This window comes from Nocardia sp. NPDC004151 (genome assembly GCF_042874235.1).
GTDB lineage: Bacteria > Actinomycetota > Actinomycetes > Mycobacteriales > Mycobacteriaceae > Nocardia.
Genome location: NZ_JBIAMR010000001.1, coordinates 509335 through 525181, shown reverse-complemented (window position 1 = coordinate 525181; position 15847 = coordinate 509335). Strand labels below are relative to the sequence as shown.

At 67.9% G+C, this 15847-nt stretch carries 15 protein-coding genes; 4 read left to right on the top strand and 11 right to left on the bottom strand.

All coding sequences use genetic code 11. From position 1 onward, the window contains the following. Positions 1 to 23: 23 nt before the first annotated feature. The 3 genes from ACFYTS_RS02420 to ACFYTS_RS02410 all read right to left on the bottom strand — a co-directional run bounded on the left by ACFYTS_RS02420 (position 24) and on the right by ACFYTS_RS02410 (position 2422). On the bottom strand, positions 24 to 215 hold the full coding sequence (locus ACFYTS_RS02420; protein WP_357275472.1) for a hypothetical protein: 192 nt from the start codon (positions 213 to 215) through the stop codon (positions 24 to 26). 63 nt (positions 216 to 278) lie between these two features. Beyond that, positions 279 to 1304 carry a phosphotransferase family protein gene (locus ACFYTS_RS02415; protein ID WP_357275473.1) on the bottom strand — a complete coding sequence of 342 codons (1026 nt, stop codon included), beginning with the start codon at positions 1302 to 1304 and terminating at the stop codon, positions 279 to 281. 2 nt (positions 1305 to 1306) lie between these two features. Next, positions 1307 to 2422: a hypothetical protein gene (locus ACFYTS_RS02410; RefSeq protein ID WP_387300769.1), complete on the bottom strand. Its 1116-nt coding sequence runs from the start codon at positions 2420 to 2422 to the stop codon at positions 1307 to 1309. Positions 2423 to 2551: 129 nt separating this feature from the next. Between ACFYTS_RS02410 and ACFYTS_RS02405 the strand changes: the two genes are divergently transcribed. Then, positions 2552 to 3160: a TetR/AcrR family transcriptional regulator gene (locus ACFYTS_RS02405; RefSeq protein WP_357275478.1), complete on the top strand. Its 609-nt coding sequence runs from the start codon at positions 2552 to 2554 to the stop codon at positions 3158 to 3160. 605 nt (positions 3161 to 3765) lie between these two features. Here ACFYTS_RS02405 and ACFYTS_RS02400 read toward each other — a convergent pair. The 4 genes from ACFYTS_RS02400 to ACFYTS_RS02385 are packed head-to-tail and all read right to left on the bottom strand — an operon-like array spanning position 3766 to position 7079. After that, positions 3766 to 4419: a lactate utilization protein C gene (locus ACFYTS_RS02400; RefSeq protein ID WP_387300767.1), complete on the bottom strand. Its 654-nt coding sequence runs from the start codon at positions 4417 to 4419 to the stop codon at positions 3766 to 3768. Then, the gene (locus tag ACFYTS_RS02395; RefSeq protein ID WP_387300765.1) at positions 4416 to 5900 is read right to left on the bottom strand and encodes a lactate utilization protein B; all 1485 of its coding nucleotides are present in this window, start codon (positions 5898 to 5900) and stop codon (positions 4416 to 4418) included. Before ACFYTS_RS02395 ends, ACFYTS_RS02400 begins: the two co-directional genes overlap by 4 nt. Further along, on the bottom strand, positions 5897 to 6676 hold the full coding sequence (locus tag ACFYTS_RS02390; RefSeq protein ID WP_357275488.1) for a (Fe-S)-binding protein: 780 nt from the start codon (positions 6674 to 6676) through the stop codon (positions 5897 to 5899). Before ACFYTS_RS02390 ends, ACFYTS_RS02395 begins: the two co-directional genes overlap by 4 nt. A gap of 19 nt (positions 6677 to 6695) precedes the next feature. Continuing rightward, positions 6696 to 7079 (bottom strand): MFS transporter, encoded by a 384-nt coding sequence (locus tag ACFYTS_RS02385; protein ID WP_387300762.1) that lies wholly within the window; start codon positions 7077 to 7079, stop codon positions 6696 to 6698. Between the two features lie 178 nt (positions 7080 to 7257). On the opposite strand from ACFYTS_RS02385, the gene ACFYTS_RS02380 reads away from it, so the two are divergent. After that, positions 7258 to 8943 carry a PKD domain-containing protein gene (locus ACFYTS_RS02380; RefSeq protein WP_387300760.1) on the top strand — a complete coding sequence of 562 codons (1686 nt, stop codon included), beginning with the start codon at positions 7258 to 7260 and terminating at the stop codon, positions 8941 to 8943. A gap of 19 nt (positions 8944 to 8962) precedes the next feature. On the opposite strand, the gene ACFYTS_RS02375 is transcribed toward ACFYTS_RS02380, so the two are convergent. Both ACFYTS_RS02375 and ACFYTS_RS02370 read right to left on the bottom strand, forming a co-directional pair. After that, positions 8963 to 9958: a TIGR03617 family F420-dependent LLM class oxidoreductase gene (locus ACFYTS_RS02375; protein ID WP_387301076.1), complete on the bottom strand. Its 996-nt coding sequence runs from the start codon at positions 9956 to 9958 to the stop codon at positions 8963 to 8965. Between the two features lie 151 nt (positions 9959 to 10109). Further along, positions 10110 to 11744, bottom strand: a complete 1635-nt coding sequence (locus ACFYTS_RS02370; protein ID WP_387300758.1) for a GMC family oxidoreductase — start codon at positions 11742 to 11744, stop codon at positions 10110 to 10112. Between the two features lie 205 nt (positions 11745 to 11949). On the opposite strand from ACFYTS_RS02370, the gene ACFYTS_RS02365 reads away from it, so the two are divergent. Both ACFYTS_RS02365 and ACFYTS_RS02360 read left to right on the top strand, forming a co-directional pair. Further along, positions 11950 to 13182, top strand: coding sequence for a cytochrome P450 (locus ACFYTS_RS02365; RefSeq protein ID WP_357275497.1), 1233 nt, complete (start codon positions 11950 to 11952; stop codon positions 13180 to 13182). Between the two features lie 63 nt (positions 13183 to 13245). Then, a complete protein-coding gene (locus tag ACFYTS_RS02360; protein WP_357275946.1) occupies positions 13246 to 13710 on the top strand; it encodes a glutathione peroxidase in 465 nt (154 codons plus the stop codon). Here ACFYTS_RS02360 and ACFYTS_RS02355 read toward each other — a convergent pair whose 3' ends face one another. Beyond that, positions 13711 to 15075, bottom strand: a complete 1365-nt coding sequence (locus tag ACFYTS_RS02355) for a cytochrome P450 (protein WP_387300756.1) — start codon at positions 15073 to 15075, stop codon at positions 13711 to 13713. Positions 15076 to 15174: 99 nt separating this feature from the next. Continuing rightward, positions 15175 to 15738, bottom strand: a complete 564-nt coding sequence (locus ACFYTS_RS02350) for a helix-turn-helix domain-containing protein (protein ID WP_357275948.1) — start codon at positions 15736 to 15738, stop codon at positions 15175 to 15177. Between the last annotated feature and the right edge of the window lie 109 nt (positions 15739 to 15847).

Sequence of the window (15847 nt, the reverse complement as noted above, 5' to 3'; positions counted from 1 at the left end):
GGAATCGTCTATTTCCTGATGGCTCAGGCCGACTCGTCCTTGGCCTGCATGCCGAACGAGACCAGTGCCACCAGTACCCCGATCGCCCCGAGCACGATGCCGAAGCCGGGCTGCATATCGTCAGCCCAGGCCAGGATGATGAAGTGCATATCGGCCTTCTCCAGGAACAGCGAGCCGAAGCCGAGAATCGCCATCCAGATACCCAGACGCAGCATTAGGGAACCCCCCCGATCGAAATGAAACGTGCCGCGACAGCGTATCGGTGGACGGCGACACTGTCAGTTCAGTAATTGCTCGATGCGGGCGGTGCAGAAGCCGGTGATATTCATTTCCGGGGGCAGTTGCACGCGATGGGTCATGCGCAGCAGCGGAATCGACAGCAGGGCGGCGGAGAAGATCTCCTGGTATTCGAGATCGCGGACCTGGTACCCGGTGCTCTTCTCGTAGTGGGCGATGGTCTCCTCGCGGGTCGGGGTGCCCGGTAGCGGCGGATGGCCCTCGTATTCGCTGCAGGCCCAGTCCAGGAACAACAACCAGGCCAGATCCGATTCGGGCGCACCGAGATGGGCGATCTCCCAGTCGAGGACGCCACGGACCTGGAAGTCCTTGTCGTAGAGGATGTTCGACATGCGGGCGTCGCCCCAGCACAGGCAGGGCCGCTCCGGCTCGTAGAGGTTGTCGCGAAGGTAGGCGACCGCCCGCCGGTACGTCTCGGGCGGATCCCCTTCGCAGGCCCAGCGCAGCGCTCCTTCGAGATAGTTCACCCCTTGTTCGACCACCCCGGTCCCGTGTCGCGGGAAGGCGAGGAAGTCCAATCCCAGTGCCCGCCAATCCAGTTGGTTGACGGTGGCGATAGTGTCCACGCACCCCCACCACATGCGGGCCCGTTGTTCGGGCGTGGCCTCGAAGTAGTTCCCGGCGGCGTGATACGACGGATAGTCGCTGGGGGCCTGCCCGTCCAGCCGGTGCATGACGAAGTACGGGCTGCCGAGCGGATTGTCCCCGCGCTCGAGCCAGGCCACCTCGGGGACGGGTAGCCCGGTGCCGGCCAGTCGTCGCATGACCAGTACCTGTCGCAGCAGGTCATAGTCGGGGAACAACGACAGGTCCGGTGGGCGGCGCAGTACCAGGGGAGTGCTGCCGGATTCGTCCTCGACGGTGAAAAGGTAGGTCTCGGTGGCGAATCCGCGCTCGGTACGCGCGAGATCGCGGACGCGAGCCGCGCCGGAGGCCGAAAGATGCTCGCGCACCCGCGGTTCCAGTGCCGCCCCGAGGTGCTCGGCGGGAATTCTGATGGCGGTCACGGTCAGTACCCTTGGTACCCGTACCGCGCGTTGCGGCCCATGCAGACCATTTCGACCAGTCCGTAGCCGACCTTGCCCTCGGTCTCGACCCGGCAGAAGGTCTCGCTGAGCATGCTGACCTGCTTCAGGTCGGCGGTGTCGGTCAGGTCGGCGGTGAAGCCGTCGCTCCAGTTCGGGCCCTTCCACAGTCCGGAGGCGTAGCCGCGGTAGTGGTCGTATCCGGCCAGGCCGGGCCAGAAGTCGGAGACGGGGGTGATGGTGAATTCGCGATCGCGCCCGTCGGCGGAGCGCACCGTGAAGCTGCCGCCGCTGACGATGCGGAAGTCGTCGCGGAAGGTGAGCGCGTGGTCGGTGGTGGCGATGGGGATGGGCTGCCTGCCGGAGTCCAGCGGCGACAGCACGGTGCCCTCGAAGTGCCAGCGCTGCCCGTCTGCGGTCTCGCGCTGCGCGAAGTGCACGAGTTCGTCATCGAACTGGAAGATGCCCATGTAATAGAGGACGCCGTCGGGGACGTCGCCGGGCTGCAGGCCCTCGCCCTCGCCGAGGCTGCCGCCGCCACCCCCGTGGCGGGTGCCCCAGGAGTGGTCGCGTCCGAACCACCAGGTGTCGGGGTCGATCTCGAAGCGGGCGCCCTCGACCTCGATCCAGCCCGAGACGCGCCCGTTCTGGTAGTAGCGGCGCGCGTCCTCGCGGACCCGGCCGCGGCTGCGGAAGAAGGCAGGTTCCTGCTCGTAGGCCGGGAATTCGCCCGCGAGTTCGAGCTCCAGCCGGATGCCGTGGTCGTTGTCGCCGAGAGTGGCGCGGACCGTGCGCAGCGGCTCCACGATCTCGTACTTGAACGGCCCGACGGTCCAGTCGGCGATGCCGTCGTAGCGGTCGCCGATCTCGCGGGAGAGCCGGACCACGTGGGCGGTCTTGTTGCCGATGGTGACCATGGCGTAGGCGTCGAGCACATTGCGATTGGGGTAGCGCGCCATGCCGGTCATGACGCTGATCTCGCCGGTGGTGTCGAAGCCGTACAGGACGACGCGTTCGGTCCAGCGCAGATCGCTCTGCTGCACGTGGTCGAAGGTGGTGGGGAGCTGGTGGGCGAGTAGTTCGTCCTGGGGCGTCAGCATCGACGGCTGCCTCTCAGCGGTGTGGCCTGCGCCACTCTCAATTAGAATACGAGGCGCAGCGTATTCCAAATAAGGCTGGAATGTAACCTGTTCCAGAAGATTCGCCCCGGCCGACCACAGGGAGACCAAGTGACCGCAGCGACAGGGACCGCCCGCACCGGCCCCGGCCGTCCCCGGGATCCGCAGCTGGACGCGCAGGTGCTGACCGCCACCCAGGAACTCCTGGTGCGGGACGGCTACCAGGCCACCACCATCGCGGCCGTGGCCCGCCGGGCCGGGGTGGTCACCACCTCGATCTACCGCCGCTGGCCGGGGAAGCGGGCGCTGGTCGAGGACGCGATCTTCGCGCTGGACACCGAGAACCATCCGGCCCCCACCGGCGACCTGCGCGCCGACCTATTGGCGTGGACGCGCCTGTTCCTGAACGCGGCCGCGCATCCCGCCGCCCGCTCGGCCATCCCCGGCCTGCTGTCGGAGTATCACGACGATCGGGAGAGCTACCGCCGCCTGCTCGACGGCGGCGAGCGCCCCACGATTCAGGCGCTGGGCGAGCTGCTGACGGCGGCCGCCGACTCCGGCCAGGCGGCCCGGACATGCGACACCGAGGCGGTCTTCGAATTCCTGCGGGGCGCGACTCTGATGCGCGCGCTCACCCACGGGACCGAGGATGCCGACCACTTCAGCCGCCGGATCGCCGACGCCCTCTACGCGGTCGCGCAAACTCCCCGATCAGAGTAGGCCCCACCAGTAGATCAGGCAGGCCAGAGCCAGTACGACCAAGGTTTCCATCGTCCATCCCAATCTGCTTGGCGCTCTTGCCTTCCATGATGCCGTCTCTCGAGTCGTGAAGGCCACATTCGCGGATAACAAGATCATTCGACCTGGGTCCACCGGGCGATTGAAGTGCGAGGTGGTTCGTGGCGCGTCTAGTTCTGGACTGCGCTCCGCCTCCCCGCGCTGGAGCGGGGCAGGCGGAGCGGAGGGAGGGAGGGACGAGACCTCCAGGGCCGCGAACCCACCCGGAGCGAAGCGGAGGGCAGAAAGAACACAGACCCGCGTGTCCGTCACCCCTCGTGGACGGACTCGCGGGTTCTGCGCCTGCCTGCCACCCCCTTCGCGGCAGGCCGGATACCCCAGCGAGACGCCAGTCGATCGGTGTGCTGTGGGCGGCCCGTCACCCCTCGTGGACGGGCCGGCCCCAGCATTCCCGCCCCAGGAAAGGTGGCTCGGTGGGTCCGCCGGTGCGTTCCGGCGTTGGACACAACGATGCCCAGCCGTGCTTGGCACGGCCTTAACAAGATCTTGTAACAGTGAAAAGTCCTGCTAATTACCCCTTTTCGGGGCTAGTCGACCACGATGACCACCAGCTGCCGGGGGCCGTGCACGCCCTGCACCCGGATCATCTCGATGTCCACCGTCGCGGACGGCCCGCTGAACCAGGTCAGCGGCCGGTGCGGGTCCAGCACGCCGATCACCTCCGGGATCGACGAGGCGATCTGCTCGGCCCCCACCACGCAGACATGGCAGTCGGGCACCAGCGTCGGCGCGCGCCGGCCCTGACCGGGGCCGCCGTCGAGCACCACGGTGCCCGAATCGGCGATCGCCGCGGCGCAACCGGTGACCACGGCATCCACAGCGTCGAGTTCGGCTGGGGACAACTGTGGATCATCGGAGACGACGCGATTCCCGGACCCGCGCGCCCAGTCCGTCAGCCAGGACGCGGGCAGCCCGGCCGGAGCGAGCACGCTCGATGCCCCGTGCTCGCGCAGTGCCGCCGCGATGGCGGCGGACAGCTCCGCGGCGCGCACCCGATGCGATTGCGCGCCATAGTGCTTCAGCCGTTCGAGGAACAGTGCCGTGACCGCGGCCGGGTCCCGTTCGTCGATTCCCGGTGCCTGCCCGAGGTAGTCGCGCGGCACGGTGGTGGTGCGTTGCGCGGCGGGCAGGTCCGACAGCGCCTCCCGAATGCGGGTGAGTACGACCTCGCGCGCGCTCATCGCGGCCCTCCGTGTCCGTTGCCCATCACGTCGACCTGCCCATTGCCATCGCGCCCGCCATTGGTTCGCGCCCACCAGGTCCGGAAGGACTCCCTGGGCACGGCGGGCACCAACCGGCTCCGCGTCCATCCCGAAAGCGGCGGCGGCAGACGCTTTTTCGGTGCGACCACGCCCGCGATCCCCGCTGTCTTCACCGCCGCGGCCCAGAGGTGCGGGTGGTACATCATGCGCTCGACCACGTCGAGTGCCGCGCGTTCGGCGCGATGCTTCACCTGGGCCGGTCCCTCGGCGATATCGTTGCGCAGTTCGAGAAGGTTGCCCGTGATGTCGATGCGTACGGGACACACATCGTTGCACGCGCCGCACAATGAGGACGCGTACGGCAGTGACGCGGTCTGCGGATCGTCCGCGCCTTTGAGCAGCGGGTTCAAGATGGCCCCGATCGGTCCCGGGTACACCGAGCCGTAGGTCTGCCCGCCGGTGCGTTCGTAGACCGGGCAGATGTTCATGCACGCGCCACATCTGATGCAGCGCAGTGCTTGTCGCCCGAGCGGGTCGGTCAGGGCGCGGGTGCGGCCGTTGTCGACCAGGACCAGGTGGAATTCGCGTGGCCCGTCGCGGTCGGTGACGCCTGTCCAGGTGGACACGTAGGGCGACATGCGTTCGCCGGTGGAGCTGCGGGCCAGCAGTTGCAGGAACACCTCGAGGTCGCGCCAGGTCGGCACCACCTTCTCGATGCCGACCACCGAGATGAGGGTCTCGGGCAGGGTCAGGCACATGCGGCCGTTGCCCTCCGATTCCACCATCACCACGGTGCCGGTCTCGGCGACCAGGAAGTTGCCGCCGGTGACGCCGACCTTGGCGGCCAGGAACTTCTCGCGCAGGTGCAGTCGCGCGGCGTCCGCCAGTTCGTTCGGATCGTCGGTGAGCCCGGCCGGGGCGGGCCGCCCGTGCTTCCCCATCTCCGCGGTGAAGATGTCGCGAATCTGCCCGCGGTTCAGGTGCATCGAGGGCACCACGATGTGGGAGGGCAGGTCGTCGCCGAGCTGCAGGATGATCTCGGCGAGATCGGTTTCGCGGGCGTCGATCCCGGCGGCGCGCAGCGCGTCGTCGAGCCCGATCTCCTCGGTGAGCATGGATTTGGCCTTGACGATCCGGGTCTCCCCGGTGCGGCGCACCAGCTCGGTGACGATCAGGCAGGCTTCGGCGGCGTCGCGCGCCCAGTGCACCACCCCGCCCGCCGCCTCCACCGCGGCCTCCAGCCGCACCAGATAGGAGTCGAGATGGTGCAGCGCGGTGTCTTTGATGGCGGCGGCGCTGTCGCGCAGCTGCTCCCAGTCGGGCCGTTCGCCGACCAGCCCGTCGCGTTTCGCGCGGATGGTGTGGGTGGCCCGGTGCACATTGGCACGCAGTTGCGGATCGCGGGTGGATCGTTCGGCAGCCTTCGGGAACGGCGGCCAGCCCACGAAACTCTTGCTCATGACACCACTTCCGCGGCGGCGAGCGGCAGCCCGGGCATCGGCCCGTCGGCGGTGGTGCGGGCCAGGATCTCCACCAGGTGCAGGCTGCGGACGTCGGTCCCGTCCTTGGCGAGCCGCCCGCCGATGTTCATCAGGCACGAATTGTCCACGGCTGTCAGCACATTCGCGCCGGTCTCGCGGACATGCCGAGCCTTGTCGCCGTTCATCGCGCCCGACACCGCCCCGTTCTTGACCGCAAAGGTGCCGCCGAACCCACAGCATTCCTCGGCGGCGGGCAGTTCCACCAGGTCGATGCCCGCCACCGCGCGCAGCAGTGTCAGCGGCCGGTCGCCGATGTGCTGGACGCGCAGGGAATGGCAGGTCGGGTGATAGGTGACCCGGTGCGGGAAATACGCGCCCACATCGTGGATTCCGAGGTCGTCGGTAATGAATTCGGTGACCTCGCGGATTCTGGGCAGAATGGCCTGGGTGTCGAGGGCGAGCCTCGAATCACCGGTGGCCTCGGCGACTGTCATGTAGAACTCGCGCGGCGCCTGCCCGCACGAGGCCGACGGCACGATGATGCGGTCGTAGCCCCCGAGCACCTTGACGAAGTGCCGCGCCAGTTTCGCGGTGTCGGCGCGGTACCCGGTATTGCAGTGCATCTGCCCGCAGCAGCTCTGTGCCGTCGGGAATTCCACCTCGACGCCGAGCCGCCGCAGCAGTTTCACCGTGGCCTGTCCGGTGCCGGGGTAGAGCACATCGTTGATGCAGGTGACGAAGAGAGCGATACGCATACGGTCCCTTCCGTAGTGGTCAAACGCTTTGGCGGACTTCGGTGGCCGGTTGCCACTGCGGGGCGTTGCGGGCGAACAGCCACATGATCGCGCCCATCACGGCCAGCGCGACGGCCATCAGCACGTGGGTCTGGGTGCGGCCGAGGTGGTCGACCAGGCGCGGGGTGAGCAGCGCCGCAAAGGAATTCGACCATCCGACGAGCAGCACCGGGATGATCGAGATGAAGCAGATGGCGGTGAACATCCACCGCCCGCCGAATTTGTCGGTCAGCACGCCGACCGGAATCCGGCCCAGCGATCCGACCAGGACCGGGGTGGCGACCAACAGCGATTGCCGGCCGGGGGAGAGGTCCAGCCGCTTGGTATAGCTGCTCGATAGCGGACCAATCAGATTCCATGCCAAGAAGGTGAATGCGAAGGCGGCTGTAGCGAGTGTCAGATTTCTCGCGTTCATCCCTTTTGTCTAACAGATTCGCAGGTAGAACGGGCTAAATTGGGCCATTTCGGCGCGCCTCCGAGTGCCGTGCCGCCGCATCCGCACTATGGTCTGCTGTCGGATTGCGCATCTCCCAGGAGGAGCAATGAAAGTGTGGCGATCTCGCCGGTGTCGCGCGGCCCTGCTGCCGGCCCTGGCGGGTGCGATCGCGGTGGCCGGAATCGTGGCGCAGGCTGGTCGGCCGCTACCCGCCGTCGCCGAACCCGCGAGCGACCTTCCCCTCATCATCGACGTCAGCGCACCCCCCGACGGGCCGTGCGCCGGCCCGCTGCACGGCACCGCCGCCGTCTACTTCCCGCCGGGAGTCGACTCGCACGCGGAGGTGGAGTGGCGGATTCTCGGTGGCGGCCAGCCGATTCGCAGCGGCATCACCGTGGTGGAGAACGACGTGATGGCGGTCGGGTTCGACCTCCGACACGACGAGCTACCCAGCGACGGCCTGCTCCGCGTGGACGCGCGCGCTCGGATCCCGGGCGGCGACGTCAGCGGCTACGGCAAGCCGTGGAACTTCCGGGTGAACCGGGATTGCCGCCCGCTGCACGTGGTCTCGGTCGGCGACTCGGTGTTGTGGGGCCAGTCGGTGCTCGGCGGCGTGAGCGCCCCGCGCAAGCACAGCTTCGCCAACGTGGTGGCCGATGCCCTCGGATCCAGGACCGGCCGCGGCGCCACCCTGCACGACTACACCGCCTCCGGCGCCGCCCTGGACGCGCCCGGCGAGCACCCGACCGGCAAATGCCCCGGCGGGGACGCCACCCTCGATGTGTTCTGCCAGCTCGCCAAGGCCACCGGCGAGGCCACCGCGAACGGCTACCCGGTCGATCTGGTGCTGATCGACGGCTGCCTCAACGATCTGGACCCGGTCTTCGGCATTCCGGTGGGGGTCACGCCCGGCACTCAGGATCTGACGGCCGCCGTGCACCGAGAATGCGGTGGCGTGGGCGCGGACGCGGTGAACCCGGCCGCCGCCGTGCCCTATTACAGCGGAGCCGCCCTCGGCTACGGCGGACGTGGCATGCGGGAGGCGGTGCAGGCCGCGCACCAACTGCCCGGCACACCGAAGGTACTGGTGGGCAACTACTTCCACGGCTACGACGGGGATCGGGTGCCGGAGTCGTTGACCCAGCGCTGGTCGGAGTTCGTGCGGGTGTCCTCGGAGTTGTTCCGGCAGGCCGTCGCCGACGCCAATGCCGCCGCGGGCGAGGGGTACGCCACCGCCGCCGACGGGTTGTTCACCGAGGATGCCGTCGGCGGTCAGGATCCGGCGCAGGTCGTGAAGGAGCCCGCGCAGACGACGCCCCGGGACATCGCACAGCCCGCCGAGCGCACGCCGGCCCTGAACCCGCTCGGCGACGAGGCGGCCTCGCTGCGCCTGCTGGTCTGCCCCCAGGTCAACGACCTGCCGCAGTGCCGGGCCATCCCGGCCGTGTCCCCGCCCGACCTCGAGGTCGCGCGCAAGCACGCCGACGCCTTCCTGATGAATCCCCGGATCAGCGAATGGTTCGGTGGCGGTGAGCCGTTCGGTATCGGGTTCACGGCGTCGAAGGTGACCGCCCGGTCCGGCAACGCGGTCAGTTTCGACGCGGAGCGGGCGGGCGGCGCCATTCGCCGGTACGACTGGTACTTCGGCGACGGCTCGCACGAGACCACCACCGATCCGGCGGCCTCGCACGTCTACAACGGGCTCGGTCCGAACCTGCCGCGGCTGGTGGTCACCGATATGACCGGCCGCCGAAGCCTGTACGAGCTGGCCGAGCCCATCACCGTGGGCTGATCAGGCGTGCGGGTCTCGATCAGGCGTGCAGTGCGGCTACCAGGTCGGCGATGGCCTCGTCGCGGACCTGGTAGCCGGGGAAGTAGCAGCAGACGCGAGCGGCGGTGTCCCCGAAGCGGTTCCGGATCTGCGCGGCGCACTGAGCGGGCGTGCCACTGACCGTGAGCGCGTCGACCATGGTGTCGTCGATCAGTCCGGCCATCTCCCGCCAGCGACCCTGTTTGGACAGCAGATTGAGCTCGGGCTGCAGATCCGCCCAGCCCTCGACCTCCAGCACCGGGCGGTAGGCGGGCGTGGAACCGTAGAACGCCAGCAGGTTTCGCACCGCCTTGCGCGCCGTGGCCAGCTCTTCTTCCGTATCGCCCATGGCCACAATGGCTTCCACGATGATCTCGAACGGCCGGGTGGAGTCGCCGCGGCCCTTGCCCACCGCGGCGAGGGTCCGCTCCCGGTAGTGGCGCTCGGTGGTGAACGGCATGACCAGCAGCCCGTCCGCGACCTCGGCGGCCATGGCGGTCATGCGCGGACCCAGCGCGCCGACCAGAACCGGTGGCGGCCCGGACGGATTCGGACCCGGATCGAATTGCGGCGTCATGAGCGTGTGCTGCCAGAACCGCCCGCGGTAGTCGAGGCGCTCGCCGGTCTGCCAGGCCCGCAGAATCGCCTGCACCGCGAGCACCGTGTCGCGCATCCGCTCCACCGGCTCCGACCAGACGCTGCCGTACCGCTTCTCGATGTGCGGGCGGATCTGGCTGCCGAGCCCGAGCCGGAACCGCCCGCCCGAGAGCGCCTGCAGATCCCACGCGGTGTGCGCCAGATGCATCGGGCTGCGCGGGAACGCCATGGCCACATTGGTCATGATGTCGGTTCCGGCGGTGGCGGCCAGGGTGAGCGGCGCGAACACGTCGTGCGCGCCCTCGAAGGTGAACACGCCGTCCACCCCGAGTTCGCGCAATCGCGCTGCGCGCGAGGCGGATTCGGCCAGTGGCGCGTTGAGCCACAGATCGACGGGCAGGGTCACCGCTGACTCCTCGGAAGAAAGGACAACAGCCCCGGGCCGAGAGGTAGGAGGCCCGGGGCTGTTGCAGGTCAGCGATGGTCGTGGCCGCTGACCCGCGCGCCGGAGCTACCAGGGAAGTAGCAGTCTCCGGAGCGGCTCGGTGGGATTACTGTCCGCCGTTGATGAACTCGGCGGCCTTCTCGCCGATCATGTAGCTCGGCGCGTTGGTGTTGCCGCCGGTGATGCTGGGCATGATCGAGGCGTCGGCGACGCGCAGGCCCTCGATGCCGTGCACCTTCAGGGTCGGGTCGACGACCGCGCGCTCGTCCACGCCCATGCGGCAGGTGCCGACCGGGTGGTAGATCGAGTGCACGCGGTTGGGGAGCTCGCGGCGCAGCGCGGTCTCGTCCGCCCACTGCTGGCCCGGGAAGAAGTTCTCGGTCCAGTCGCCCGCGATGCTCTTGTGCGACATGATCTCCTGGATCATCTTGATGCCCTCGACCAGGAACTCGGTGTCCCACGGGTCGGTCAGGTAGCCCGGGTCGATGAGCGGCGAGGCGAACGGGTCCGCCGAGGCCAGCTTCATCTCGCCGCGGCTCTTCGGGTAGATGAGCGATGGCATGATGGTGAAGGCCGGGCGGCGGTCCACCAGGTGCAGCTTGTCGGCGTCCTGGTTGGGCGTCGGGTAGCTCCACGGCAGGGTGTGGATCTGCATGTCCGGGTGGTCGCCCTCGGCGAACTTGGTCTTGACGAAGCCGGCGGCCTCGAAGACCGTGCGGCCCATGAAGGAGCTGCCCGGGTTGCGCATCTCCTTGAGGATGCCGCGCGCGAAGTAGGTCGGGATGCCGCGGTGGATGGCCTTCTTGGATACGAAGGTCATGGGCACGAACAGGTGGTCGTGCAGGTTCTGGCCGACCGGCAGGTCCGCGACGACCTCGATGCCGTGCTCGCGCAGCTGCGCGGCCGGGCCGATGCCCGAGAGCATGAGCAGCTGCGGGGAGCCGATCACACCACCGGAGACGATGACCTCCTTGGCGGCCTTCACGATCCGGCGGGTGCCGTTCTTCTCGGCGATCTCGACGCCGGTGGCGCGGCCGTTCTCGATGACCACGCGGGTGGCGTGCACGTGCGTGAGCACGGTCATGTGCGAGTTCGGCATGTTGGTGATGAAGCCACGCGAGGAGCTGTAGCGGATGCCGTCCTTGACGGACTGCTGGAAGATCGAGAGGCCTTCCTGCGACTCGCCGTTGTAGTCCTTGATGATCGGCGCGCCGAGGGACTCGGAGGCGGCGGTCATGAACTGCTCGGCGATCGGGGTGATCTCGCGGGGGCGGGTCACCTCGATGGGGCCGCCGGTGGCGCGGTAGTCGTCGGCGCCGTCGACCCAGTTCTCCAGGCGCTTGTAGGCGGGCAGGACCTCGTCGTAGGACCAGCCCTTGTTGCCCTCGGCGGCCCAGGAGTCGAAGTTGGCCTTGTTGCCGCGCACGTAGAGCATGCCGTTGACCGAGGACGAGCCGCCGAGCACCTTGCCGCGGGTCATCGGGATCTTGCGGTCGTTGGCGTGCTTCTGCGGGACCGAGTACTGCTTCCAGGTCACCAGCTTCTTCAGCTGCGGGACCGTGTGGACCATCGAGATCATGCCGGGGCGGGTGACCAGCTGGGTGTTGTCCTTGCGCCCGGCCTCCAACAGGATCACGCTCGCGCCGGCCTGCGCGAGGCGCCCCGCCAGCACGGCGCCGGCGCTACCCGCGCCAACGACGACGTAATCGGCTTCGGACGTGGAGCCCGGGGAAGGGGTCATATCAGTTACCTCATCTTCGAGTGTGCCTGGCATCACTGTAGAACAGGTTCTAGTCTGCCGACACCCCGGATGGGCTGTCCAGTCCCAAGATCGACTTCGGGTTGGAGGCTGGAAACGCTGCCCTATGGCCGGTCGGCATGGTTGAATTCCTGTGAAACACGTTCCAATTTCGTGATCTTAGCGGCACCTTGCCCGAGGAGGAACAGTGTCTGTTCCGTCACTGCCCGCCGGCTTCGACTTCACCGATCCCGCGCTCTGGGCCGACCGTAGTCCGGTCGAGGAGTTCGCTCTGCTGCGGCGTACCGCACCCGTCTGGTGGAACGCGCAGACACCCGAGCAGGCCGCCCCCATGGACGACGACGGGTACTGGGTGATCACCCGCCACGAGGACGTCAAGGAGATCTCCCGGCGGCCCGAACTCTGGTCCTCCCATCGCAAGGGCTCGATCATCCGGATGCCCGCCGATTCCGAACCCGAACAGCTCGAACTCGGCCGCGAAGCGTTGCTGGTGAACATGGATCCGCCGAAACACACCAAGATTCGGCGCATCGTGTCCAAGGGCTTCACCCCGCGCGCTGTCGAGGGCTTGCGGGCCGCGCTCACCGAACGCGCGGAAAAGATTGTGCGGGAGGCGAAATCGACCGGCGGCGGCGATTTCATCGAGCAGGTGGCGTGTGAACTCCCGCTGCAGGCCATCGCCGAACTGCTCGGGGTGCCGCAGGACGATCGATACAAGCTGTTCCACTGGTCCAACCAGCTGATGAACTACGACGATCCGGAATTCGCGGGCCAGAACATGGCCGCCAATGCCGAATTGCTGGGCTACGCCTACAACATGGCCGAACAGCGCCGGGCCTGCCCGGTCGGCGACATCGTCAGCCAGTTGGTGACAGCCGATGTCGACGGCGAGGCGCTGGGCTCCGACGAATTCGGATTCTTCGTCATCCTGCTGTCGGTGGCGGGTAACGAGACCACCCGCAATGCCATCGCGCACGGCATGAAGGCCTTCGTCGACAACCCCGATCAGTGGGAGCTGTACCGGCAGCGCCGCCCGCACACCGCGCCCGACGAGATCGTGCGCTGGGCGACGCCGGTGACGGCGTTCCAGCGGACCGCCACCCAGGACACCGAACTCGGCGGGCAGAAGATCCGCGAAGGCCAGCGCGTCGGATTGTTCTACAGTTCCGCCAACTTCGACGAGGAGGTCTTCGACCGCCCCTTCGAATTCGATGTGCTGCGCGATCCCAATCCGCACGTCGGGTTCGGCGGCACCGGCACGCATTTCTGTGTCGGCGCGAATCTGGCGCGGCTGGAGATCGACCTGATGTTCAATGCCATCGCCGACGCCATGCCGGAAATCCGCGAGGTCGAACCGCCGCAGCGGCTGCGTTCGGGCTGGATCAATGGGATCAAGCATTGGCAGGTCCGCTACTCCTGAGCCGGTGACCCCGTCGAACCCGTTCTAGAATTCGGCCTTGTGACCAATCTTCGCGAAATTCCGCTGCGCACCCTGACCGACAAGCCCACCTCGCTGGCCGAGCTGGCCGACGACCAGGTCGTGCTGCTGGTCAATGTCGCCTCCAAGTGCGGGCTCACCCCGCAGTACTCGGGCCTGGTCGAACTCCAGCAGACCTACGGGTCGCGCGGGTTCACCGTGGTCGGCGTGCCGTGCAACCAGTTCATGGGCCAGGAGCCGGGCACCGCCGAGGAGATCGCCGAGTTCTGCTCGGCGACCTACGGCGTGGACTTCCCGTTGCTGGAGAAGAGCGACGTGAACGGCGATGGCCGCATCCCGCTGTACCAGGAGCTGACCCAGGTGGCCGACGCCGACGGCGCGGCCGGGGACATCCAGTGGAACTTCGAGAAGTTCCTGATCGGCCGGGACGGCTCGGTGCTGGGCCGTTTCCGCCCGCGCACCGAGCCCAAGGACGCGGCGATCGTCGCCGCGATCGAGGCCGCGCTCTAGTCAGTCCTGGGACGGCCGGGCGCGGCGGCGATAACGGACCGCGCACGGCTGTTCCAGCTGGACCACCATCTTGGAGTGGTCGTTGCGGTAGCTGTCGGACGGCTGCGCCAGTTCGAACTCCCAGTCCCGCAACAGGATCGAGAAGATCGCCTTCAGCTGCATGAGCGCGAACGCCGCGCCCACACAGCGGTGCCGGCCCGCGCCGAACGGGATCCAGTTCCAGCGGTTGGCCAGATCCTCCTGATTCGGGTCCAGGTAGCGGCCCGGATCGAAATGCTCCGGATCCGGGAACGCCTCCGGAATCCGGTTGGAGACAGCGGGACTCGCCGCCACCAGGTCGCCCGGATCGATGCGGTGGCCGCACACCTCGAACTCCTCGCGCGCCACCCGCATCAGGATGATGAGCGGCGGGTGCAGGCGCAGCGCTTCCTTCAGCACCGCCTCCAGATTCGGAATCTGGCGCAGCGCATGGAAACTCACATCCGCGCCGTCGGCGTAGAGGGTGTCCAGTTCGGCGACCACCTGACCGAGCACCTCCGGGTGCCGGAGCAGTTCGATGATGGTCCAGGCGGCCGTCCCCGAGGTGGTGTGGTGACCGGCGAACATCATGGAGATGAAGATGCCGGTGACCTCGCTGGCCGAGAACCGGGGCTGGCCCTGCTCGTCGCGCACCGACACCAGCACGTCGAGCATGTCCCGATCGTCCTTGCCGGTCGGCGGATTCGCCATCCGCCCGGCCATGATGTGGCGCACCAGCTTCACCAGCTGGTGGCGGGCCTCGTCGCGGCGGCGGAAGCTCTCGATATCGGCGTACGGGTCGACGTAGCAGTAGGCGTCGGTACCGCGCTCGAGCTCGTGGTAGAGGTGCGCGAAGCGGTCGTCGAGCTCCTCGCGGAACTTGGTCCCGATCAGGCAGGCCGAGGACGTGTAGATGGTGAGTTCGGCGAAGAATTCGAGCAGGTCGATCTCGCCCTCGTCGCCCCAGCGGGCCAGCATGCATTCCACCTCGCGGGCGATGGTGGTGGCGTGCCCGCGCATCTGCTCGGCGCGCAGGGCGGTGTTGTGCAGCATTTCCTTGCGCCGTTCGGGCGGGGCGTCGAAGACCACGCCCTCGCCGAAGATCGGCTTCATGAACGGATACGCCGCGGCTTGATCGAGTTCATCGTCGCCGGCGCGGAAGAAGAACTCGTTGGCCTGCGCACCGGTCAGCAGGATGACATCGCGATCCGCCAATCGGAACGAGCCGATATCACCGCATTCGCTCCGAACCCGGGCCATGAGGGCGATGGGATCGGTGCGGAATTCCTCCAAGTGGCCGTGCTCGTGCTCGCCACCGGATACCGCGCGCGGTTTGACCAGGGTCATCTGTGACCTCCCGGGTAGACACCTGTCCAGACGGTACTACGGAAGGGAATGCACGGCAAGGTATCCCACGGATTCCCGCGCGAAATCGGAATGGTTATTTCAGGGCCGCAGGATGCGCAGCGCGGATTTCTCCATGCGCTCGGCAATTTCGGCGTAGGACGCGTAACCCATGCCCGCGCGCACCAGCGCGCCCGCGTAGATCATTTCGAGCGTCTCGATGAGTTCGGGATCGGAGTCGGAGCCCAGCGCGTCGATCAACCGCCGCCGGATCTCGCCGCCGATCCGCAGCCGCAGATGCGCCACATCGGGGTCGACACCCAGTAGCGCGGCCGTCACGGCGCCCGCGAGCGTGGGCTCGTCGGCCATCAGCATCGCGATCTGCCGCAGCACCGCCAGCACCCGGGCGGTGGAGTCGATGCCCTCCCCGGCGGGTGCGTCCGTGGCGGCGAGCCGCCGCCAGAACATCTCCGCGACCAGGTGTTCCTTCGAAGAGAAATACGTGTACGCGGTCGCCGTGCCGACCCCGGCCCGGGCCGCGACCATGCGCACGGTCAGCCCCGCGAACCCCTCCTGGGACAGCACGTCCATGGCCGCCCGGGTGAGCTTGTCCACGGTGTCGGCCTGCTTCTCGGTGAGCCGCCGGCGGGTGGCCTCCATGCTCACCGCTGAGCGGTCGGAAAGGGGATCAGACACGTGTCCGGATGCTACTATGACTCGGCCCGCCGGGCAACTCGCGGTATGCGCGATCGGTATGAATGAGACCGCACCGGAA